A 20,414-nucleotide genomic window follows, 5' to 3' on the forward strand; every position below is an offset into this window, starting at 1 on the left:
GGATAAAATGAAAAAGCTAATGGCAACTTTTGCTTTTGGAGCTCTTTTAGTTGCGGGATTCGCTGTCGCACAAGATAGCCCAGCTGACACTACTATGGAAAGAGAACCAAGTGTATTTTCAATTAGCCATGATTCAAGTCTCTTCTAAATTACGAAGAGCTAGCAAGTAATTTTTTTACCCTATTACTATATGATGAACTTGCCTGAAATAGTGTGGAAGCTATTTCAGGTCTTTTTTGTTTAGAAATAAATTTGAACTATTTGCATAAGACAAGGAATATCATTATAAAAACAAAACATCAACATAAGAGCGAGAACATCAACAGAAGAGCGAGAACATCGACAGAAGAGCGCGAACATCAACGGAAAGAAAATCAAAAAAACATCTCAAAACAAAAACCACATCGCCTCATATCGGCTTTTTATTCCAATATATTCCAAATTACCTCCTATTTAAGAAAAAAAATGTATTTAGCAATCCATGAATCTGAAATTTTTTCACATTTTAAAATGCTCTATAAGTCCTATAATAGCAATACATCGAAAAGATAACACAATTATCTAAAGGTTTAGAATTAACCTAGCACTGTTGTAAAAATTATTGTGGTGTGAAAGTATTATATTTGTGCTATTATTGAAATGTAGCACAATTAAAAAAATTCAGAAAGGGGAGTGCGCCAATGGAATACGCTATTTCAGGTGCATCGTGGCTTTGGTTATTTATACCTATGCCGATTTTGATTTTACTTTCAATTATTACATTGTTCACAGAAGGGAGGAAAAAGTAGATGGGTCTTGAAACACTGATTACATTTATTGTTTATTTAATAGGTATGCTTGTTATTGGTATTGTAATGTACCGTATGACAAACGATTTATCTGACTATGTGCTAGGCGGGCGTTCACTTGGACCAGGAGTCGCAGCATTAAGTGCGGGTGCCTCAGATATGAGTGGATGGTTACTACTAGGTCTACCGGGTGCTGTTTATGCATCAGGGATGGGATCAGCGTGGATTGCAGTCGGGTTGGCAATAGGTGCTTACTTAAACTGGCAATTTGTTGCGAAACGTCTACGTATTTATACAGAGGTTTCCAATGACTCTATTACAGTTCCAGACTTCTTAGAGAATCGTTTTAAAGACAAGTCTCACGTACTACGCGTTATCTCTGCTTTAGTCATTTTATTATTCTTCACTTTTTATACTTCATCAGGAATGGTGGCCGGAGCTAAACTATTTGAAGCATCATTTGGGTTATCTTACAACTCAGCATTATGGATAGGAACATTAGTAGTAGTTTCATATACATTATTAGGTGGTTTCTTAGCTGTTACTTGGACTGACTTTATTCAAGGTATTCTAATGTTTCTAGCACTAATTCTAGTTCCAATTGTTGCCCTTAATGAAATGGGTGGCTGGAGCACTGCAGTTAATGCAGTAGGACAAATCAGCCCTGACCATTTAACAATGGTGCAAGGAGTTGGTATTATGGCAATAATATCTTCTCTTGCTTGGGGACTTGGTTACTTTGGCCAGCCACATATACTTGTCCGTTTTATGGCATTGCGTTCACATAAGGATGTTCCAAAAGCACGTTTTATAGGAACGACATGGATGATCCTTGGGCTTTATGGCGCAATATTTACAGGTTTTGTCGGCTTGGCATTTATTCATACACAAGATGTTGGCGTTTTATCTGAATTTGGGATTAGTGTAATTACTGAAAATGGTTTCCAAATGCTTGAGGATCCAGAAAAAATCTTCATTGCATTTTCTCAAATTTTATTCAACCCAATTATTGCGGGTATTTTATTAGCTGCGATCCTTTCAGCTATTATGAGTACAATTGACTCGCAGTTGTTAGTATCATCATCTGCTGTTGCAGAAGATGTTTACAGAGCTCTTTTCCGTCGTGAAGCTTCTGACAAAGAACTTGTATGGATTGGCAGATTCGCTACGCTTGGAATTGCTCTAATCGCAGCTCTCATTGCTATGAACCCAGACAGTTCTGTACTGGAGCTCGTGAGTTATGCATGGGCTGGATTTGGTGCAGCATTCGGACCAACTGTTATTCTAGCACTATTCTGGAAAAACTTTACTCGAAACGGTGCATTAGCAGGTATTATTGTTGGTGCTGTTACAGTTATCGTTTGGGGTGAATTCTTAGAAGGTGGAATATTCGACCTCTATGAAATCGTTCCTGGTTTCATACTCAACTTAATTGTTGCAGTATTAGTTAGTAAATTAGGAAAGCCTTCACCAGAAATTGAAGCTGATTTTGATAAGGCTGAAGCAACATTTAACGAATAATTGATCTGTCAAAAGCCACTTTCCTCCTTAATGAGGGAAGTGGTTTTTTCTGTTTAGTTGATTACACAAGAAGGTTTCTGCTATTATCAATAGTGTCTTTTAAAATATAAAATCGATTAAAATAATAAAAACTACCTTTCATGGAGGTGTCATTTATGGCAGATATTTCAAAGGATCAAGTAAAGCATGTTGCCCACTTAGCAAGACTTGCAGTTACAGAAGATGAGGCAGATCTGTTTACGGACCAGCTCAGTTCAATCATAGAATATGCTGAACAATTAAATGAATTGGATACAGAAGGTGTGGAGCCTACGACGCATGTTATGGATTTGAAAAATGTTCTTCGCAAGGACGAGCCTAAAGAATGGATATCAAAAGAGGATGCATTAAAGAATGCTCCTGATAAGCAGAACGGTTATTTTCGTGTACCATCGATTTTGGAGTAAGGAGGGAACAGCATGTCGTTATTTGACCATAGCATAAAAGAATTAGAAACAATGCTACATAACAAAGAAATTTCAGTAGAAGATCTGGTTGACACGTCGTATGATCGTATAAATGAGGTCGATGATCAGGTACAGGCCTTTTTGACATTGGATGAAGAGCAAGCACGCAGTCAGGCAAAGCAATTGGATGCTGCTCCAGATACTGCAGCGCGTTTATTTGGTATCCCAAGCGGTATCAAGGATAATATTGTAACAAAAGGATTGCGTACCACATGTGGAAGTCAATTTTTGAAAAACTTTGATGACCCGCTTTACAATGCAAATGTTGTTGAAAAGCTGAATAACGAAAAGGCTGTAACAATAGGTAAGCTGAATATGGATGAATTCGCGATGGGTTCATCAAATGAAAATTCCAGCTACATGGCAACTCGCAATCCTTGGAACACTGATCATGTTCCAGGTGGTTCAAGTGGCGGATCGGCAGCATCTGTAGCTGCAGGAGAAGTGTTGTTCTCTTTAGGTTCTGACACAGGTGGTTCGATTCGTCAGCCTGCCGCATTTTGTGGAGTTGTTGGGTTAAAGCCTACATATGGACGAGTGTCACGGTTTGGATTGGTGGCATTTGCGTCGTCTCTGGACCAAATCGGCCCAATCACACGGAACGTTGAAGATAACGCACGGGTACTGGAAGTTATTTCTGGTCATGACAAGATGGATTCAACCAGCGCGGATATTGATGTTCCTGAATACACCAAGGCACTGACCGGTGATGTAAAAGGTCTTAAAATCGCTGTGCCAAAAGAATATCTTGCTGAAGGTGTTGAGCCTGAGGTAAAAGAATCTGTCATGAATGCGTTGAAAGTGTACGAATCCCTGGGCGCTGAGTGGGAAGAAGTATCATTACCACATTCTAAATATGCAGTTGCAACCTATTATTTATTAGCCTCATCAGAAGCATCTGCAAACCTTGCACGCTTTGATGGTGTACGATACGGTGTGCGATCGGAGAATTCCAATAATATGATTGATATGTTCAAGAATTCCCGTAGTGAAGGGTTTGGAGAAGAGGTTAAACGCCGTATAATGCTTGGAACATTCGCATTAAGCTCAGGCTACTATGATGCATATTATAAGAAAGCACAAAAAGTTCGTACATTAATCAAAAATGACTTTGATAAGATTTTTGCAGACTATGATGTTGTTATTGGACCAACAACACCAACACCTGCCTTTAAAATTGGTGAAAAAGTTGATGATCCATTAACAATGTACGCAAACGATATTCTGACCATACCAGTAAACCTTGCTGGTGTTCCCGGAATTTCTGTACCATGTGGATTCTCGGAAAACGGCCTTCCATTTGGCTTACAAATTATAGGGAAGCATTTTGATGAAAGTACCGTTTATCGTGCAGCGTATGCATATGAACAAGCAACAGACCATCACACAAAACGACCTCAACTGGGAGGTGCAAAATAATGAATTTCGAAACAGTTATTGGTCTAGAAGTACACGTTGAGTTAAAAACAGACTCCAAAATTTTCAGTCCAAGTCCTAATGCATTTGGCGCAGAGCCGAATTCAAATGTTAATCCAATTGATCTTGGGTATCCCGGTGTTCTTCCCGTATTAAATGAAGAAGTGGTAAATTTTGCTATGAAGGCTGCGCTTGCACTTAATTGTGAAATTGCAACAGATACAAAATTCGACCGTAAGAACTATTTTTATCCGGACAATCCAAAAGCATATCAAATTTCCCAGTTTGATAAGCCAATCGGTGAAAACGGCTGGATTGAGATTGAAGTAAATGGAGAAAAGAAACGAATTGGAATTACCCGTCTTCATATTGAAGAGGATGCAGGTAAATTAAATCACCAGGATGACGGCTATTCACTGGTTGACTTTAACCGTCAGGGGACCCCGTTAGTAGAAATTGTGTCCGAGCCAGATATGCAATCGCCAGAAGAAGCGTATGCATACTTGGAAAAACTGAAAAACATTATTCAATATACCGGTGTCTCCGACTGTAAAATGGAAGAAGGATCACTAAGGTGTGATGCCAACTTATCCATCCGTCCAATAGGGCAGGAGGAATTCGGCACAAAATCAGAATTGAAAAACCTGAATTCCTTTAACTTTGTACAAAAAGGACTGGAATTTGAAGAAAAACGTCAGGAAAAGGTTCTTTTAGCTGGTGGTGAAATTTTACAGGAAACACGCCGTTATGATGAGAAATCAAAAGAAACAGTCCTAATGCGTATTAAGGAAGGTTCGGATGATTATCGTTATTTTCCCGAGCCAGATCTTGTACCATTATATATTGATGAAGCATGGAAAGAACGAATTCGCCAGGAGATTCCCGAGCTTCCAGGCGCACGTAAAAAGCGCTATATAGATGAGCTTGGATTACCGGAATATGATGCTGAAGTGTTAACGAATTCCAAGGAAATGTCCGATTTCTTTCAGGTAACAGTGGATCATAATGCTGATATTAAACAAGCATCAAATTGGCTGATGGGCGAAGTGTCAGGTTATATGAATAAACATTCAAAAGAATTAAATGAACTTGCCCTAACACCAGAATCACTAGCCAAAATGATCAAGCTTATAGAGGACGGAACGATTTCGTCAAAAATCGCCAAGAAAGTTTTCGCGGAGTTAGTTGAAAATGGTGGCGACCCGGAAAAGATTGTTAAAGAGAAAGGTCTTGTACAAATTTCCGATGAAGGTCAGTTAACTGAAATCATTACAAAAATTCTCGATGAAAATGAGCAGTCAATTATCGATTACAAAAACGGTAAAGAACGTGCGAAAGGGTTTCTCGTTGGACAGGTAATGAAAGCTACCAAAGGACAGGCGAATCCACCTATGGTCAACAAAATACTTGCAGCCGAAATGGATAAAAGATAATACGATTTGCATATAGACTACTGTCAAATGGGTGACAGTAGTCTATAATATTCTGTAAAACCCCTTTTCAAAATTGCTAAAAAGGGCTATGATAAATGTTGATGTATTTTAAATATAGATTAGTTTGGAACAGCAGGGGGGAGGGATCCACAATGAAGACAGCCCGGATCATTTATAATCCAACATCAGGTCGTGAAGCATTTAAAAAAGAATTAGCGCCCGTATTAGAGCGTTTTGAAGTTGCTGGGTATGAAACATCCACCCACGCTACAACTAGTGAGGGTGATGCTATAAACGCAGCGAGAACTGCTGTTGAACGAGGCTTTGACTTAATTGTAGCTGCAGGCGGTGACGGTACTATTAATGAAGTTATAAATGGAATGGCAGAACAAGAATATCGCCCTAAGCTTGGGATTATCCCAATGGGAACGACAAATGACTTTGCCAGGGCATTGTGTATCCCTCGCGATATTAAAAAAGCGGTCGATGTTATTTTGTATGATCAATCGATGCTGCTGGACATTGGTCGCGTAAACGATCAATACTTCATGAATATAGCAGGTGGCGGTAAACTTACTGAGTTAACCTATGAAGTTCCAAGCAAATTAAAAACAATGCTCGGACAGATGGCCTATTATATGAAGGGAATTGAGATGCTTCCTTCCTTGAAGCCGATACGAGCAAAAATAGAATATGACGGCAATATTGTTGATGAAGAAATTATGCTTTTTCTAATTTCAAACTCCAATTCGGTTGCAGGCTTTGAGAAGCTTGCTCCAGATGCCAAGCTTGACGATGGTTATTTTGATTTGCTGATTTTGAAAAAAGCTAACCTCGCAGAATTCATTCGAATTGCAAGCCTGGCCCTTCGCGGTGCACACCTTGAAGACAGCCATGTAATTTACGTGAAGGCAAAAGAAGTAAAAGTCGATACGGATGAAAAAATGCAGTTAAATATAGACGGTGAGTTTGGCGGAATGTTGCCAGGGGAATTTAAGAATCTCCAACAGCATATTGAGTTTTTTGTACCGGATAAGTTTGTAGAATCACAGAAAAGTTAGATGCTAAGCCCTTGATGTATATAGATAACATCAAGGGTTTTATAATGTAAATATTCAATCAGGTTATGATAAGATAATAATCACATACATGAACGTAAAGGAAGGTACCAATGGCTAAACACACAGCACCAGTGGAAAAGAATGAAACAATTACGCTTAACTTCGAGGACCTCACCCATGAAGGGAATGGTGTCGGAAAAATTAATGGCTATCCATTATTTGTCCCTCAGGCTTTACCAGGAGAAGAAGGGGAAGTAAAAGTTGTTAAGGTAAATAAAAATTTTGGTTTCGGGAAATTACTTGAACTAACCAAAGAAAGTCCAGACCGGATCGAACCTGTCTGTCATGTCCATTGCAATGGGTGTGGCCTTCAGCATATGAGTTATTCGCTGCAGCTTGAAATGAAACAAAACCAAGTGAAAAATGCGATGAAAAAAATTGCGCATCTTGAACATGTGCCAGTAAAATCAATTATCGGCATGGATGATCCATTACATTATCGAAACAAAGTGCAAATTCCAGTTGGCGAAAAAAACGGTGAACTCATAACTGGATTTTATCAAAAACGCAGCCACCGGATTATCGAAAACACGGAAACATGTGTTACACATAACGAAGTGATTAATGACGTTGTGAAGTCTGTAAGAGACATTACCAATAGACTTGGCATCAAAGCTTATAACGAACAAGAGCATAACGGAGTTCTTCGCCATATCATGGTGAGGACGGGTGAAGAGACAAAGGATATTATGGTCGTACTTGTAACGCGGACAGATAAATTGCCACATCAGGATGAGTTGGTGAAGGAGCTTACTAGTGAGTTTCCCCATATAAAATCTGTCGTTCATAATGTTAATCATAAAAGGACCAATGTCATCATGGGTGATAAATCAAAAGTAATCTGGGGCGATGAATATATTCACGATAAAATTGGTGAAATCACCTTTGCTATCTCAGCAAAATCATTTTATCAAGTAAACCCAGCACAAACCAGGAAACTGTATGATAAGGCATTAGAATATGCTGACATTGGAACAAAAGATACTGTAATTGATGCTTATTGCGGTATTGGAACGATCTCGTTATTTATGGCCCAAAAAGCGAGGAAGGTATACGGTGTCGAAGTTGTGCCAGAAGCAATCAGCGATGCCAAAAAGAATGCCAAGTTAAACGGAATTACGAACGCAGAATTCTACGTTGGTGAAGCAGAAAAGGTCATGCCATGGTGGAAGATGCAAGGATTAAACCCGGATGTCATCGTCGTTGACCCACCACGAAAAGGCTGTGATGAAGAACTTCTTAAAGCAATGACTGAAATGCAGCCAAAGCGAATTGTGTATGTATCCTGCAACCCATCAACATTAGCACGGGATTTACGCGTGCTGGAGGATAGAGGATATGCTACACAAGAAGTTCAGCCAGTAGATATGTTTCCACAGACAGGGCATGTGGAGTGCTGTGCGTTAATAGAAAGGGTGAAAGATTATGCAGTTGGGTCCGAGAATCTATAAAAGATTCTCGGAGTCCCATCTGCTTTAATTTCATTCTTTTCAATCAACTTATGCAAAATCTCTGGAGTGAGTTTTTTGAATTCTACAAGCTTTGTGTGTAAAACAAAAGCTTTACAGCGCTTCTGAATTTCAAGACATGACAAAATATTTAATGGCACAACGCCCTGTTAAAACTGTAAAACCAGTGCAAGAAATACAAGCACTTCACCATGAATCATCTTATTGATTAGATATTAAACCTCCCACAAGAGATTTAACTAAGTACATGGAAATTATGGAGGGAGGTGATTCTTCATGCGTACGTATAAAGAGCTAGAATCAATCCTACGAACATTACGTTTTGCTGAAACGTCTGAACACTTGCCCGAACTGATAAAGAGGCTGATAGTCAGACACTATCGTATATGCACAAGTGGTTCAATCTATCTGCAAAAATCACCGCTGTTTATATCCGCAAAAAGTACTCTCAAGTAAAGAATAGTATACAAATCGGCCGCTATGTCTATTAAAAGCTGTCTATTTCAAAAAGCTTGAAAAATTTATCTTTTAATTCCGGTTCAAGATAATCCATGTCTATTTTTACAAACGCACGATCTTCTTCCGTTAATGAATCAATTTGCATCGGAATGTTTTCCGTTTTTATCTTATTTTTAATTTTTAGAGAGTCCTCGATCGGTCCTTCTCTGTATCCAAATGACTCAAACGAAACAGTATCTCCATTCTCCATATCAAATTGGAAGGACCATTTAAATTCTTTGCTTCTTGCAATTCCTGCTAAAGGAGGGAAATCTGTTTTTCCAGATAAGTAAACCGATTCTACCTTGTTCCAGTCATAAGTCTGATTGGAACCAAAGGCAGATTGTACCACTCCATCCTTTCCAATAGCCTGATAATCATGAATCGTGACGTACTGCAATATGGCAAACATGAGGAAAAAGATACTAATAGATATAAGGAATTTTTTCCTGTTTTTTCTCCAAACGGTAATAGGACCTGCCAGCAGTATAATGATGACGAGGATCAACGATTGAAGTGCCCCTACCCATTGATCAGAAACAAGACGTAAAAATATGAAATCAGGTTCCTCCAATAAATTTTCTTTCCATTCCATCAGATTGATAAAGATATATAAACCAAATGGAACCACTAACGCAAAATAACAATAAATTCGAAACATGGCATGTTTATAGAAATTTTTCAGTGTAACATCTCTAACTAGGAACAATCCAATTATAAATGGTATCATTCCCATGAATAAAAGCATTACAAAATAAAATACCAGACCTTCCTCGTCAAAAGTTGTAAATGCAGCAATAGCAGACATGTAACTGAAAATGATGAGGGGATAGCCAATCGCTGCTATTAAAAAACGAAAAAGTTTCCTTTGGATGGAAGGATTTCCCTCGTTGCTTTGGCTCTTAACTGTTTTCTTTTGATAAAAAATATCATCTATTTGAGCGAAAACATTAAACAAACACGAACTTACAGCTATGTAGCTCCTTTGTGCATTCTCAGTCATGTCTTTGATAGATTGTGGGGTCGTTACTAGATGTGTATTGAAAGATTCATAGGTCGTCTCCTCAAGAAAGGTGATTTCCTTTTCTACCCAATTTGAGTGAGAAGCATACACCGACTGAAGCCATTCTTCATTCATTAATTCATCAGGAAGTGTCTTGGTTTCTGATCTGCCTAACTGCTCCAAGTACTGATATAACACTTCATCCGTCATCATTTGTTTTTTGATTTCGAGGATTTTGATCGTCTTCCTCTGAAGCCAATCAGGAACGTCCAAGTCTTCCATGAGTTGTTGAAACGAAATTAACAGGTCCTTATTTTCACCATTCCTTTTTGTCTTCATATTATTACCCACCCAAGTCTAAAATAGAAAACTTCCATTCAGTCTCCTCCTTTAAAAAGAAATCTGGGATATAACTTAAACCCTGTTTATAATTGGTTTCAATCAAGAAAGATTCCTTTCCAATTCCCATTCTATATTTTTGTGATTTAAAATTCGTGTTTATTGTCTTCCCACTTTGAACAAAAAATCCCCTGTAAATCTTCGTAATATTTTGGAGAGGCTCCAGAATCATTCTGTCTGAATTCTTTTAAACTATATATTTCTCTACCATTGTTTAAAGACAGATAACAAGCATTATCAAGTTTATAAAAATTATCCTTCAATAGATAGTTGGAGTCGCCAAATATTTTTCCTACTGGTGTTGATCCAATAATATAATTATATCTTGGTATATTTATAGAGTTGTCATTGCTATCAGGACCTAGTGCTCCAAACCAATCATATCTTCGCTCTTTGTTATTATTAGTAAAGCCACGTTTAATGGAATAGAAAAACCTATAGAAATGATAATTGTCTCTAGTAAAATGTTCATACTCTATAACCTGATTTTCCATTAATAAGTAATTAATAGCGTTTTCATTTGTTTCATTTACTATTAAAGTTAGTTCAACATTTGCATACTCTTCAAAGTCTTGTTCATAGACCCTATCTAAAGTAAATAAGTCAGGATATTTATCAATATATTCTCCCTGTCGTAATCCCATTTTTTCATGATTTTGTGAGTGCTTTCCCTATTTGCAAAATCAGTACTTTCCAATGTTATCGCCTCCAAAATTATACTGTAGATTAACCATATGAACTTTATATGTATTTAATAAAAGTATTGAATTATTAACCGATGTTGATATAACCTTGGCATTTTTACCTGAGATCAATGATGGTTGGGTTGAATAGAACCTTTTTAAGTTTTCTTTAAAGTTTTTAATCACGATCAAAAGAAGAGAATACAGTACAGTAGCTCTGGAGATGAGAAGGATGTCTCCACGGAAAAATAATGCCTTCTTTTGTTTAAATTATCTAGTACACGCTGATGATAGTCTGGATCTTCTTCTAATACATCATATGCGACTTCAATAGGACTATACTCTGAAAGATTTGATAAATCAACTGTATCAAATGAACTAACGATGAATACTTTTTGTGTTTGTCTAAACCTTAAATCCTCCATAATATCGGTTAATAACCATTCTTATTCCAAAGGCATTAGAGGATAAATGATAGCTACATCTATTTGATTTGGTGTCTTTAACCATGTTCTTCTTTGTATGGTATCAACATAGAGACGGTTCTCTTTCAATGAATATCCTTTGCGTTTCAAGTCTTTTACTTGATTCTAAGAAATTAGTAGCGTTAGGCATGGTACTGGTTCTAAAGAGAAAATTACCATTTTTATAATATTTAGCGAGTACTTACAAAACGAGTCGGTGTTTCTCATCGTTCCTGTAACTAAGCAATATGTTTCGTCAGTCTATAGAAAATGTTTTATCTTCTCTATTGCTTCACTTCTAGTATTCAATACCATCAATCCTTTATGTAATTTGCTCTCCTATAAGATAAATAAATCAGGATGATATGATTTCTTTTCAGTTTCAAATACAAACTAATGCACTAATGGTTATGTATTACATTAATCGTATATTTACTAGAGTGAATAGTCAATATTTACTATATGTTCATATAATCATCCAACCGGATAATATTAATATTAGAGTGTTCGAATACTAAGTAAGTAGATCACATACGCTAGTGATAGATTATTTAATACATCTTCAGTAATAATCGAACCTTTAGCCGGAAGAATACCATAGCGTAGTTGGACTTGCATAAATAACCTGTTTTGTAACCTCTGCTATCCATTGATATTCTCCGTTCCTGAAATCCTGCTTAGCTTTCTCTATAACAAGTCCCTCTTCACCCATATATTCCACATATTTCTTGGCTGATACTTCAGGTAGTAATTTATCCAGCCGATATACTTTTGATACACTGCTTTTGCATCATGATTGACAGCTTGTAACTGCAAGACTACATTGAACAGTTTCGCTTGATAGAATTGAACACTTTTTTCTGGAAAATCACCCCTGATCAGTTAAATTTGAGAGTATGTTGTTTGACTGTGACAGAGGGACGAAGAGGGTGTAAAAGGCACATTTATAGTAGTTGTAGTTGTTTATAAGAATTGAACTCTGACTTTACTAGTGAATTATTTTTGGATATTGGCTATGTGTTGAACCATGAGAAAATTAACACTGATATGCGTGATGAAGTTTTTGCTTTAAAGCAGAGATCTATAAAGAATAAGATCATTGTGTATGCCCAAACGAAAAGTAAAAATTCGAATAATATGTTTTATCAACTTTTAAAGGGGGTGACTCTTTATGAGTAAATGTGGATATAATGACAGCTTTGTGTTAATTGTCGTACTATTTATCCTTTTAATTATCGTCGGTGCATCCTTCTATTACTAAACCATGATACCGCCCGCTATAAACCTGAAAATGAATTCAAACCTCCTTAATGAAGAGCCTTCTTAGTGGCTCTTTATTTTTTGCTGATTTTTTATGTTATATAGGTATAATTGAAAAAATGAGGGGTGATCGGAAAACTCTTTTTTAACTCCAAAGGTGGAATGAGGGTTTGAGATGGAGATTCGGAAAAGTTTATTTCGGGTGTACAGCGAGTGTCTAGTTAAAATATACAGTACCTTGTAAAATAAACATTTCTGATGAGTTTGATATAAAGTGCTTAAACATGATATAAGTGTAAAAGAAGCAGGGGCTTTTTTGCTTTTTAATTTTGGAATAAGCGTTTGACCTAGTATTCCATAGTGAGAGGATTTGAATTAAGATATGGTAGATAATTTTTGGCGTGATTTACCACGACCGTTTTTTATACTGGCACCAATGGAAGATGTGACGGATATTGTTTTTCGCCACGTAGTAAGCGCGGCAGCCAGACCTGATGTGTTTTTTACAGAGTTTACAAATACAGATAGTTATTGTCACCCAGAGGGGATCCAGAGTGTGCGTGGGCGTTTGACTTTCACAGAGGATGAACAACCAATTGTAGCCCATATATGGGGAGATAAGCCTGAATACTTTCGGCAAATGAGTATTGGTATGGCGAAACAAGGGTTTAGGGGTGTAGATATCAATATGGGCTGCCCTGTGCATAATGTGGCAAAGAAGGGGAAGGGATGTGGCCTAATTCGTCGTCCAGAAGTTGCTGCAGATATAGTACAAGCAGCAAAAGCGGGAGGATTGCCCGTAAGTGTGAAGACAAGGCTTGGTTACACTGATGTAGACGAATGGCACGACTGGCTAACACACATCTTGAAACAAGATATTGTTAATCTTTCTATTCATCTGCGTACAAAAAAGGAAATGAGTGATGTAGATGCTCATTGGGAACTAATCCCGGAGATTAAGAAACTTCGTGACCAGGTGGCACCAGATACACTTTTGACAATCAATGGGGATATTCCTGATCGACAAACTGGCTTGAAGCTCGCTCATGAATACGGTGTCGATGGGGTTATGATCGGGCGTGGTATTTTTAAAAATCCATTTGCTTTTGAGAAGCAGCCAAAAGATCATAGTAGTAAGGAATTACTTGATCTCTTAAGGTTGCATCTGGATTTTCATGATAAATATTCAAAATTAGAACCACGGCAGATCAAGCCTCTTCGTCGATTTTTCAAGGTATATGTCCGTGGGATTCCAGGGGCTGGTGAGTTGAGAAATCAATTAATGAGTACAGAGTCAACAGATGAAGTGCGTGCATTGCTCGATAACTTTGAACGAAAAAATGCTGAGGCGACGGGGGCTCAGAGTGAGAAAAACTTACTGTAAATCATCTGGAAATTAGTACACTAATGAGCCCCTCTTAGAAGCTTATGGAAATGACTACTTTAAAAGCTGCATAGATAATTTAGAACAGCATATGAAAAGATATTTGCTTCACTCGATTCTTAGAATGATGAGTATATGAAACGTAATTTATCGGTTAATGGAGAAAGGGTTATCAAAGGCGGTGAAGAATTAAAAAGTAAAAAGATGATTTTTGAATATACTGATTGAAAAAAACATTGAGACATGGGGGCAGGGGATATATCCCTTTTAAAACAACAATATGGGATGATGAACCTGTCCCTCTTGTCCTTTATAGTTCGTTACATAGCAAAGAGGTGATTTGATTGAAGTTATTTATTGATATATTACTTTTAATTGTTATTGGGTACTATAGCTACAAGTTTATTCAAGTCATGATAAAAATGAGGCAAGACATTATTTTACCTACAACCAATGAAGAGATTGCTTCCATTAGAAAATACCCTCAAAAAGTAGTGAATTTCCCGATATATCCTGAACAAAAGATAGGAATCATTGCTTACTCTCTTAATCTCGTGTTTGTGATAGTCATGTTTTTCTTAGGAGTATTTTTAGATGGGATTAATTGGTCTTTCTATCCATTGATGACTATCCTTCTTATCAATTCATATAGTTTTATAAACTTGTTTGCGGTAATTGGTGACGGTGTACTTTGTGGAAGTCACTTTGTTACTTGGAAAAAAATAAAGTCGTTTCAATTTCTCCCTATTGATTTAAACCATAGATACTATGGATCCTCAAAAGAGGTTAATGATAGATATGAATTGAGGATTAAGACAAAATTCTATTTTATAAGCTGTATTGTAACCACAGATGAAATGAAAGAGAAGCTGCACATGATTTTAAGTGAACATATAGCAGTGAATGAAGGAGAGTCGGCATTAAAAATTCCGAGGTGATAAATAAATGGATAGAATGTTAAAAGAGTTTCGAAATAATTACCTAGCGATTTATTTCCAGTAGAACAGTCTGAATCTTTAGGGAGTGACAAGGAGTCAAATGTGATTTTGATAAGAAAGAATATCAAAGCTGGTCGTAATGATCCATGTATATGTGGAAGTTGCAAAAAGTAAAAAAGTGCTGTGGTAAGGAATGGACATGTGGGTAAACACCTTCCAAAACCATAACCTGGGACGATGAACCTGTCACTCTTATCCCTTACCGTATCGCTTATAGCGATATGCGATATGGACGGGCGTATCCTTTGTACAGCCTGGTGAGGGGCGGACTGGACACTTCCGATGTTCCTATAAAAACGTGCGGTTAACTCGTTTTAAGTGTGTCGTATCGCCACGCGATATGATACACCTACTCTTCGAAAACTTCATATCTTAAAAGATAGGAATCCGATATATGACATGATAGATACATCCGAATATAACATCTGGGAGGATGAACCTATGCTTCTTATCCCTTATCGTATTTGCTTATAGCGACACGCGATATGGGCTAGCATATCTTCTGTAACCCCCAGTTGCAAGAGGATCTGATACTTGGACAAAACAAGATTTCTTCCTAAATAAAAATGAGGTAGTTGACTCTATTTATGTGTGTCGTATTGGCGGGCGATATGGTACGCCAACTCTTCGAAAACTTCATAATTTAACAGATAAGGGAATCCGAAATATGACATGATAGATACATCCGAAAATAACAAGCTTGGAGGATGAACCTGTCCCTCTTGTCCCTCCATATCGTTAGGCGATATACTTGCAAATTTATCAAAAATCCTTCATATTTAATAGTTAAGGAGATTCAATAAATGACATGATATATACAAACTAGATGAGTTGTAATTATCTTTCTAAGGAGTGGGGGGAATCCTTCCTGCTAGAAATTTCGGTTAAATTTAAGAGCAATATATTGGGGATTGGATATCTTCGTATCGCTTATAGCGCTATGCGATATGGACGTAAAAAATGGGATCTGGAGCGATTTAGAATCTTAGATAAGACAAGATAAGTCTTTATTAAATTCATCAAAAATAGTATTGGTCTGCCCGTTTGTGCGTTTCATATCGCCGGGCGATACAACTTGTGAACTTATCGAAAACCCACATATTTTAATAGAAAGGAGATCCGATATGCGACATGATATACAGCCAAATGAACGATCTTATACTACCAAAGAAGTAGCAGACGAGCTGGGAATTGCGACACCCACTGTTAGAAAGTATGGCCAAGTACTAGAGCGTAATGGATACGAGTTTTTTAAAGATGGCGATCGGCGGATTTTCGTTCGATCTGACATCGAATCGCTTATAGCGATACGCGATACGGACAAGCCCTTAGACGTAACAGCTACATATCTTGTAAATCAACAAAAATTAAGATTAGAAGGATTCAATGAAACAGAGATAACGATATCTGATACAACTGATAATTCACCCCAAGATCTCAATCAATTAAAAGAGTCTTTAATGTTTTTAGCTAATGAACTAGCAGCCACACGTGAAATGAATGTCCAACTGACAAACGATATGTCTCAACTTAAAACTACGGTTTCCCAGCTCCAGCAAGATCATCACGTTATAAGTTCTGGTATCGGAAACTCGGCACAAAAAACTGCTCGAATTGAGAAATTAACTGAACAACAGAATAGCCACTATGAGTCATTGCTGCAACAAGAAAAAGAAAAAAGCGAATTCTTACAAAAAGAGATACAGAATATGCGGGACGAACAGAAAAAAGAATGGCGATTACAAAGTGATTTTAACAAACGTTTAGAAAAATCGATGACAAAACCTAAAGGAACTTTGGATAGGTTTTTGTCCATCTTCCGTAAATAAGGCCATTTCTCTAGTCCCTTCCTAGGAGTGCAAACCCGTTAATGGTTTTAAACTAAAATAGTCTAACGCCTGATTTACATCGTGGATATTGAATACCTTTTTCTCAATACAGAATTGAATAACTAAATCGTAGGTATCACTTTCAGACAATGAGTAGCCGGCAGAGCTTAGTAGCTTGTCGGTTTTTTCTTTATTCAGTTCAAGAGCTAAAGCAAGGGCAATAACGGTGTTTTTTCCAACCTGGTAATCAGGATTAGATCGTATTTTTGAAAAATGCCTGCGATCAATTCCGGCCTTTTTGTATATGTCAGAGTCACTAGTATCTTTTTCATCAATTAAGTTAAACAATACTTCTTTGAGTGTAGGCTTACGGTTATCTTCAATAAAGTCTTTTAATTCAACAAGTTCTATTTCTTTATGAATACTGTAGTCAACCTTCTCAGAGGATTCACAAACATCAACTGGAATTATACCTATATGATTCTCTACATACTTCTGCATTTCCAGAAAAAACTTTTCATCAAGCACATTGTCCACCTCCCAAATATGTCGCTTATCAGGCGACCAAAACACGGATAATCACAGTTAATATTATAACAGATTAAAAATTTGAGGAGATGATAAATATGAATAAGACTGTAACAGAAATTATTTTCCTGTTGGATAGAAGTGGGTCAATGGCGGGGCTCGAAAGTGATACTATTGGTGGGTTTAATGCTTTCATTGATAAGCAGTGCCAACTTGAGGGGGAAACGATTCTAACTTCAGTTCTGTTTGATGACAAATATGAAGTATTATGGAATGGTGTTGATGCTAATAGTGTAAGGCTTACAGAGAGCGAGTATTATGTAAGAGGGACGACAGCGTTATTGGATGCAGTGGGAAAGACAATTTTGGATGTGGGTTACAGGTTATCGAGAGCCCGTGAAGAGCAGCAACCAGACAATGTTATAGTTGTTATTACAACTGATGGCATGGAAAATGCGAGCCGTGAGTTTTCCTATAAGAAAGTTAAAGAACTAATAAAACACCAACAGGATAAATATAGCTGGGAATTTATTTTTATGGGTGCCAATATTGATGCTGCGAAAGAAGCAAATAATATTGGAATTGTTGAACAAAATGCATTTAACTTTGAAGCTTCTGAAAAGGGTGTTGAGAGAATGTATGATATGGCTACTGAGATGGTTTCAGAGAATAGAAGGAAAAAACAGTACTGATTTTTGTGTGCTAAATAATATTCTCGGTATGAATAAATCTTCATCACTATTCTCATTTTAAGTATAGGAGGTGCTTAATAATGGGAAGAGACCGTCAAGAAAAAAAGCTGAAACAAAGCGGACGCGTGGAATCAGATCGGGATGTTGGTCTTCGTTATAAAGGGTCAACAAAAATGGCTAGCCCTGAAGAAGTCGAAAAATTAAACGATGGCAAAAAATAAAATTAACAGGCGATTGTCCTAAAGGATGGTCGCCTATTATGTTCTAGCTGCGTCTGTCTTATAAAGATAGTAGCAATCTGGGACAATAAACCTGTCCCCTATGTCCCGTTCATTAGCCTGGGACGACGAACCTGTCTTCATATGTTATAATTAGAGAAAGCGATTAGGGAGTGTGCGATATGGATATGGGTCAATTTTTAATTTATGATCAGCAGAAACAGGTCCGAGTGCAGCCAGAAAGAATTTCGTTGTATATGCAAAGTGAAATTATCGAAGCGATTAGTGAGAACAATGAGATGTATTACCTGTTCTTTTATAAAAACAATTTCCTCACTGCAGCAAAAGCAAAGCGGCTTCGTCGACAATCATTCATCGAGCGAGCATTTACAAAAGGAATTGTTTATAACGCCCCACACCCGTTTATCAACAAGCTGCTTTCATCCAATCACCCATGTAAAATTATCGGTTTTAAGCCATTGCTAAAGAAACTCGAAACAAACTATACTCCGCAAGAAAAAGCGTTTATACTTACCTTCTTTGAATCATTTATTCCAAAAAAACATCTATTTGAAGAGATCAAATCAATATTTTATGTTTATCGCCGTAACGGCCAAGGCTTCCTGGGCTATCAGATTATTCGTATTTTAATGGATTTTGCACCGAAGCACAGTTTCGTGACACAGGTCTCCAATGATCCTATTTTTAAAAAATATGATGACCAGTATAACAACCAATTAGATGAGCTGGTAGCGAAGGATTTAATCTTTGCTGAAAAAGTTCTTTATTCCAAGAAAGATGATGATCAACGGTTCCAGCAGCTAATCACCCATTTGGAAAAAGAATCACGATGGACTGATATGGTTGCCTTGTATTGTTACAAATTATCAATATCCCCTGCAACTGACTACTACAGGTCTCTGGCAAATTTACTGGAGCAGTATTTAAACGAAAATGAAGCACAATTCATTTTAGAACGTTTAGACAATCAGTTACCAGCCTTTCTTCCACTACAGCAAGATTTATTTAATAAATATGTAAAAACCCACCAAATTGAAAAAGTCTTCCATATGATGCAGAATCGTGATTTCAAACTAAGTAATGCTCATATTCAAACCTTTGGAGAACTGCTTGAACATCTTGATTCAAGAACATATTCTTCACATCCAGAAATGCTTAATACTATATTGGAATCAGTTATTAACGTATCCCCTGAAAAAGCTGAAAAACTTCTTAATAAATACGTTGTCTCGTTATTGGAAAACCATGAAGTAGCATATATTAAGAATTTATTAAAACCATTCAAAGAAAATCATGGAAATCTGGAGATAATTAGAAAAATTGATACCATGGAAAGGCTAAGTGATGATTTGGATCAAATGCAGACTCTTGGAGAGTTGTATTATGAGTTTAATCTGTTGGATAAGGCAATTGAATGCTTTAGCTGGGAAATGGAGCTTAAGCCTACTCAACCAAAACCACTTCAATGGTTATCTAAAGCCTATCGGGATAAAGGGTTAAATCACGAATCGGACGCCTATCAGCAGCTGTGTATTAACCTGCAAAAAAATGCTTGATAGAATACACATTATGGCCTAATACGATGACCTCTGATAAATAGACAGAATTACTGTATCGGGTTCCGTATCCTATGACAAACAATATAAATGTAGTGTAAAATGACCATTATTTTGTATGCTGATTTGGTGGTCGTTTTTTGTTTGTCTAACTATTATTGGAATTATTGGCGTTTTTTTATGGCTCATCTTATTGAATGCTGAAACATTTTAAAAGGTTATTCGTATGTATACATAATCCAATAAGTATGGGGGGTAAATTTTGCAATTCTTTTTAAATATAATCGTATACTTATTTTCAAGTAAAAAGACACTGGTTTATACTACGATAAAACAACAAGATTATTATAAGGTTGTTTCACTTTTAGAATCGGAACTTATTAAGTATAGAGTTTCTATAACTTCAAATACGAATGCAACTGTTGTTGGTTCTTACAGTACTTTTGGAGAGGTTTATAAAATTTATGTTAAAAAAGGTGATCAAAGCAAGGCACTAAAAACAATGAATAAAAAATCTAATTAAAGTAACGGGGAGCAAGAGTTAAAAAAGAAGATCGAGATTTTAATCGGTTTTTTATTTTGTTTACTGGTTCAGAAAATTATGATTTCATTTACAAATCTCTGTGG

At 36.9% G+C, this 20,414-nt stretch carries 22 protein-coding genes; 17 read left to right on the plus strand and 5 right to left on the minus strand.

Annotation, left to right across the window (positions count from 1 at the left end; genetic code table 11):
- Positions 1-7: 7 nt before the first annotated feature.
- From BMY13_RS19565 to BMY13_RS19265, 8 genes are all read left to right on the plus strand, one after another.
- On the plus strand, positions 8-148 hold the full coding sequence (locus BMY13_RS19565) for a hypothetical protein (protein ID WP_175476834.1): 141 nt from the start codon (positions 8-10) through the stop codon (positions 146-148).
- A 640-nt stretch (positions 149-788) separates the two neighbouring features.
- On the plus strand, positions 789-2,309 hold the full coding sequence (gene putP / locus BMY13_RS15865; RefSeq protein WP_092494369.1) for a sodium/proline symporter PutP: 1,521 nt from the start codon (positions 789-791) through the stop codon (positions 2,307-2,309).
- A gap of 155 nt (positions 2,310-2,464) precedes the next feature.
- Positions 2,465-2,755: an Asp-tRNA(Asn)/Glu-tRNA(Gln) amidotransferase subunit GatC gene (gene gatC, locus BMY13_RS15870; RefSeq protein ID WP_092494368.1), complete on the plus strand. Its 291-nt coding sequence runs from the start codon at positions 2,465-2,467 to the stop codon at positions 2,753-2,755.
- Between the two features lie 12 nt (positions 2,756-2,767).
- On the plus strand, positions 2,768-4,234 hold the full coding sequence (gatA, locus tag BMY13_RS15875) for an Asp-tRNA(Asn)/Glu-tRNA(Gln) amidotransferase subunit GatA (protein WP_092505788.1): 1,467 nt from the start codon (positions 2,768-2,770) through the stop codon (positions 4,232-4,234).
- Positions 4,234-5,664, plus strand: a complete 1,431-nt coding sequence (gatB, locus tag BMY13_RS15880; protein WP_092494366.1) for an Asp-tRNA(Asn)/Glu-tRNA(Gln) amidotransferase subunit GatB — start codon at positions 4,234-4,236, stop codon at positions 5,662-5,664. The genes gatA and gatB overlap by 1 nt, the downstream gene beginning before the upstream one ends.
- Positions 5,665-5,816: 152 nt before the next feature.
- The gene (locus BMY13_RS15885) at positions 5,817-6,725 is read left to right on the plus strand and encodes a diacylglycerol kinase (protein ID WP_092494365.1); all 909 of its coding nucleotides are present in this window, start codon (positions 5,817-5,819) and stop codon (positions 6,723-6,725) included.
- A 110-nt stretch (positions 6,726-6,835) separates the two neighbouring features.
- Positions 6,836-8,236 carry a 23S rRNA (uracil(1939)-C(5))-methyltransferase RlmD gene (gene rlmD / locus BMY13_RS15890; RefSeq protein WP_092505790.1) on the plus strand — a complete coding sequence of 467 codons (1,401 nt, stop codon included), beginning with the start codon at positions 6,836-6,838 and terminating at the stop codon, positions 8,234-8,236.
- A 294-nt stretch (positions 8,237-8,530) separates the two neighbouring features.
- Positions 8,531-8,710 (plus strand): hypothetical protein, encoded by a 180-nt coding sequence (locus tag BMY13_RS19265; RefSeq protein WP_139184832.1) that lies wholly within the window; start codon positions 8,531-8,533, stop codon positions 8,708-8,710.
- Positions 8,711-8,741: 31 nt separating this feature from the next.
- Here BMY13_RS19265 and BMY13_RS15900 read toward each other — a convergent pair whose 3' ends face one another.
- From BMY13_RS15900 to BMY13_RS19645, 4 genes are all read right to left on the minus strand, one after another.
- A complete protein-coding gene (locus tag BMY13_RS15900) occupies positions 8,742-10,094 on the minus strand; it encodes a hypothetical protein (protein ID WP_092505792.1) in 1,353 nt (450 codons plus the stop codon).
- 146 nt (positions 10,095-10,240) lie between these two features.
- Positions 10,241-10,798: a hypothetical protein gene (locus tag BMY13_RS15905; RefSeq protein WP_092505794.1), complete on the minus strand. Its 558-nt coding sequence runs from the start codon at positions 10,796-10,798 to the stop codon at positions 10,241-10,243.
- A 227-nt stretch (positions 10,799-11,025) separates the two neighbouring features.
- Positions 11,026-11,262, minus strand: coding sequence for a hypothetical protein (locus BMY13_RS19270; RefSeq protein WP_139184833.1), 237 nt, complete (start codon positions 11,260-11,262; stop codon positions 11,026-11,028).
- 619 nt (positions 11,263-11,881) lie between these two features.
- Positions 11,882-12,013, minus strand: a complete 132-nt coding sequence (locus BMY13_RS19645) for an alkyl sulfatase dimerization domain-containing protein (RefSeq protein ID WP_245736130.1) — start codon at positions 12,011-12,013, stop codon at positions 11,882-11,884.
- Positions 12,014-12,273: 260 nt separating this feature from the next.
- Here BMY13_RS19645 and BMY13_RS19280 point away from each other — a divergent pair, with 260 nt between their 5' ends.
- The 5 genes from BMY13_RS19280 to BMY13_RS15930 all read left to right on the plus strand — a co-directional run bounded on the left by BMY13_RS19280 (position 12,274) and on the right by BMY13_RS15930 (position 16,772).
- Positions 12,274-12,480, plus strand: coding sequence for a staygreen family protein (locus tag BMY13_RS19280; protein WP_139184834.1), 207 nt, complete (start codon positions 12,274-12,276; stop codon positions 12,478-12,480).
- Positions 12,473-12,562, plus strand: a complete 90-nt coding sequence (locus BMY13_RS15915) for a YjcZ family sporulation protein (RefSeq protein WP_092494359.1) — start codon at positions 12,473-12,475, stop codon at positions 12,560-12,562. The genes BMY13_RS19280 and BMY13_RS15915 overlap by 8 nt, the downstream gene beginning before the upstream one ends.
- Before the next feature lie 381 nt (positions 12,563-12,943).
- Entirely contained in the window at positions 12,944-13,945 is a 1,002-nt protein-coding gene (locus tag BMY13_RS15920; protein ID WP_092505796.1) for a tRNA dihydrouridine synthase, read from the plus strand.
- Positions 13,946-14,289: 344 nt separating this feature from the next.
- Positions 14,290-14,883, plus strand: coding sequence for a hypothetical protein (locus BMY13_RS15925; RefSeq protein WP_092505798.1), 594 nt, complete (start codon positions 14,290-14,292; stop codon positions 14,881-14,883).
- Between the two features lie 1,184 nt (positions 14,884-16,067).
- Complete coding sequence (locus BMY13_RS15930) at positions 16,068-16,772, plus strand: hypothetical protein (protein ID WP_092494356.1); 705 nt, start codon at positions 16,068-16,070, stop codon at positions 16,770-16,772.
- 21 nt (positions 16,773-16,793) lie between these two features.
- Here BMY13_RS15930 and BMY13_RS15935 read toward each other — a convergent pair whose 3' ends face one another.
- Positions 16,794-17,300 carry a hypothetical protein gene (locus BMY13_RS15935; RefSeq protein WP_092505800.1) on the minus strand — a complete coding sequence of 169 codons (507 nt, stop codon included), beginning with the start codon at positions 17,298-17,300 and terminating at the stop codon, positions 16,794-16,796.
- 98 nt (positions 17,301-17,398) lie between these two features.
- Here BMY13_RS15935 and BMY13_RS15940 point away from each other — a divergent pair, with 98 nt between their 5' ends.
- From BMY13_RS15940 to BMY13_RS15955, 4 genes are all read left to right on the plus strand, one after another.
- Entirely contained in the window at positions 17,399-17,992 is a 594-nt protein-coding gene (locus BMY13_RS15940) for a vWA domain-containing protein (RefSeq protein ID WP_092505802.1), read from the plus strand.
- Positions 17,993-18,072: 80 nt separating this feature from the next.
- A complete protein-coding gene (locus BMY13_RS15945) occupies positions 18,073-18,213 on the plus strand; it encodes a YpzI family protein (protein ID WP_092494353.1) in 141 nt (46 codons plus the stop codon).
- Between the two features lie 179 nt (positions 18,214-18,392).
- On the plus strand, positions 18,393-19,787 hold the full coding sequence (locus BMY13_RS15950) for a hypothetical protein (RefSeq protein WP_092505804.1): 1,395 nt from the start codon (positions 18,393-18,395) through the stop codon (positions 19,785-19,787).
- A gap of 262 nt (positions 19,788-20,049) precedes the next feature.
- Positions 20,050-20,310 (plus strand): hypothetical protein, encoded by a 261-nt coding sequence (locus tag BMY13_RS15955; protein WP_092505806.1) that lies wholly within the window; start codon positions 20,050-20,052, stop codon positions 20,308-20,310.
- Positions 20,311-20,414 lie beyond the last annotated feature (104 nt).

It is taken from the genome of Virgibacillus subterraneus (assembly GCF_900110695.1).
Classification (GTDB): Bacteria; Bacillota; Bacilli; order Bacillales; family Amphibacillaceae; genus Lentibacillus; species Lentibacillus subterraneus.

Bases quoted from the DNA above. Each gene is read 5' to 3' on its own strand.
- BMY13_RS19565 (WP_175476834.1), top strand. From the start codon at position 8: ATGAAAAAGCTAATGGCAACTTTTGCTTTTGGAGCTCTTTTAGTTGCG.
- putP (WP_092494369.1), top strand. From the start codon at position 789: ATGGGTCTTGAAACACTGATTACATTTATTGTTTATTTAATAGGTATG.
- gatC (WP_092494368.1), top strand. From the start codon at position 2,465: ATGGCAGATATTTCAAAGGATCAAGTAAAGCATGTTGCCCACTTAGCA.
- gatA (WP_092505788.1), top strand. From the start codon at position 2,768: ATGTCGTTATTTGACCATAGCATAAAAGAATTAGAAACAATGCTACAT.
- gatB (WP_092494366.1), top strand. From the start codon at position 4,234: ATGAATTTCGAAACAGTTATTGGTCTAGAAGTACACGTTGAGTTAAAA.
- BMY13_RS15885 (WP_092494365.1), top strand. From the start codon at position 5,817: ATGAAGACAGCCCGGATCATTTATAATCCAACATCAGGTCGTGAAGCA.
- rlmD (WP_092505790.1), top strand. From the start codon at position 6,836: ATGGCTAAACACACAGCACCAGTGGAAAAGAATGAAACAATTACGCTT.
- BMY13_RS19265 (WP_139184832.1), top strand. From the start codon at position 8,531: ATGCGTACGTATAAAGAGCTAGAATCAATCCTACGAACATTACGTTTT.
- BMY13_RS15900 (WP_092505792.1), bottom strand. From the start codon at position 10,094: ATGAAGACAAAAAGGAATGGTGAAAATAAGGACCTGTTAATTTCGTTT.
- BMY13_RS15905 (WP_092505794.1), bottom strand. From the start codon at position 10,798: ATGGGATTACGACAGGGAGAATATATTGATAAATATCCTGACTTATTT.
- BMY13_RS19270 (WP_139184833.1), bottom strand. From the start codon at position 11,262: ATGGAGGATTTAAGGTTTAGACAAACACAAAAAGTATTCATCGTTAGT.
- BMY13_RS19645 (WP_245736130.1), bottom strand. From the start codon at position 12,013: ATGGGTGAAGAGGGACTTGTTATAGAGAAAGCTAAGCAGGATTTCAGG.
- BMY13_RS15915 (WP_092494359.1), top strand. From the start codon at position 12,473: ATGAGTAAATGTGGATATAATGACAGCTTTGTGTTAATTGTCGTACTA.
- BMY13_RS15920 (WP_092505796.1), top strand. From the start codon at position 12,944: ATGGTAGATAATTTTTGGCGTGATTTACCACGACCGTTTTTTATACTG.
- BMY13_RS15930 (WP_092494356.1), top strand. From the start codon at position 16,068: ATGCGACATGATATACAGCCAAATGAACGATCTTATACTACCAAAGAA.
- BMY13_RS15940 (WP_092505802.1), top strand. From the start codon at position 17,399: ATGAATAAGACTGTAACAGAAATTATTTTCCTGTTGGATAGAAGTGGG.
- BMY13_RS15945 (WP_092494353.1), top strand. From the start codon at position 18,073: ATGGGAAGAGACCGTCAAGAAAAAAAGCTGAAACAAAGCGGACGCGTG.
- BMY13_RS15950 (WP_092505804.1), top strand. From the start codon at position 18,393: ATGGATATGGGTCAATTTTTAATTTATGATCAGCAGAAACAGGTCCGA.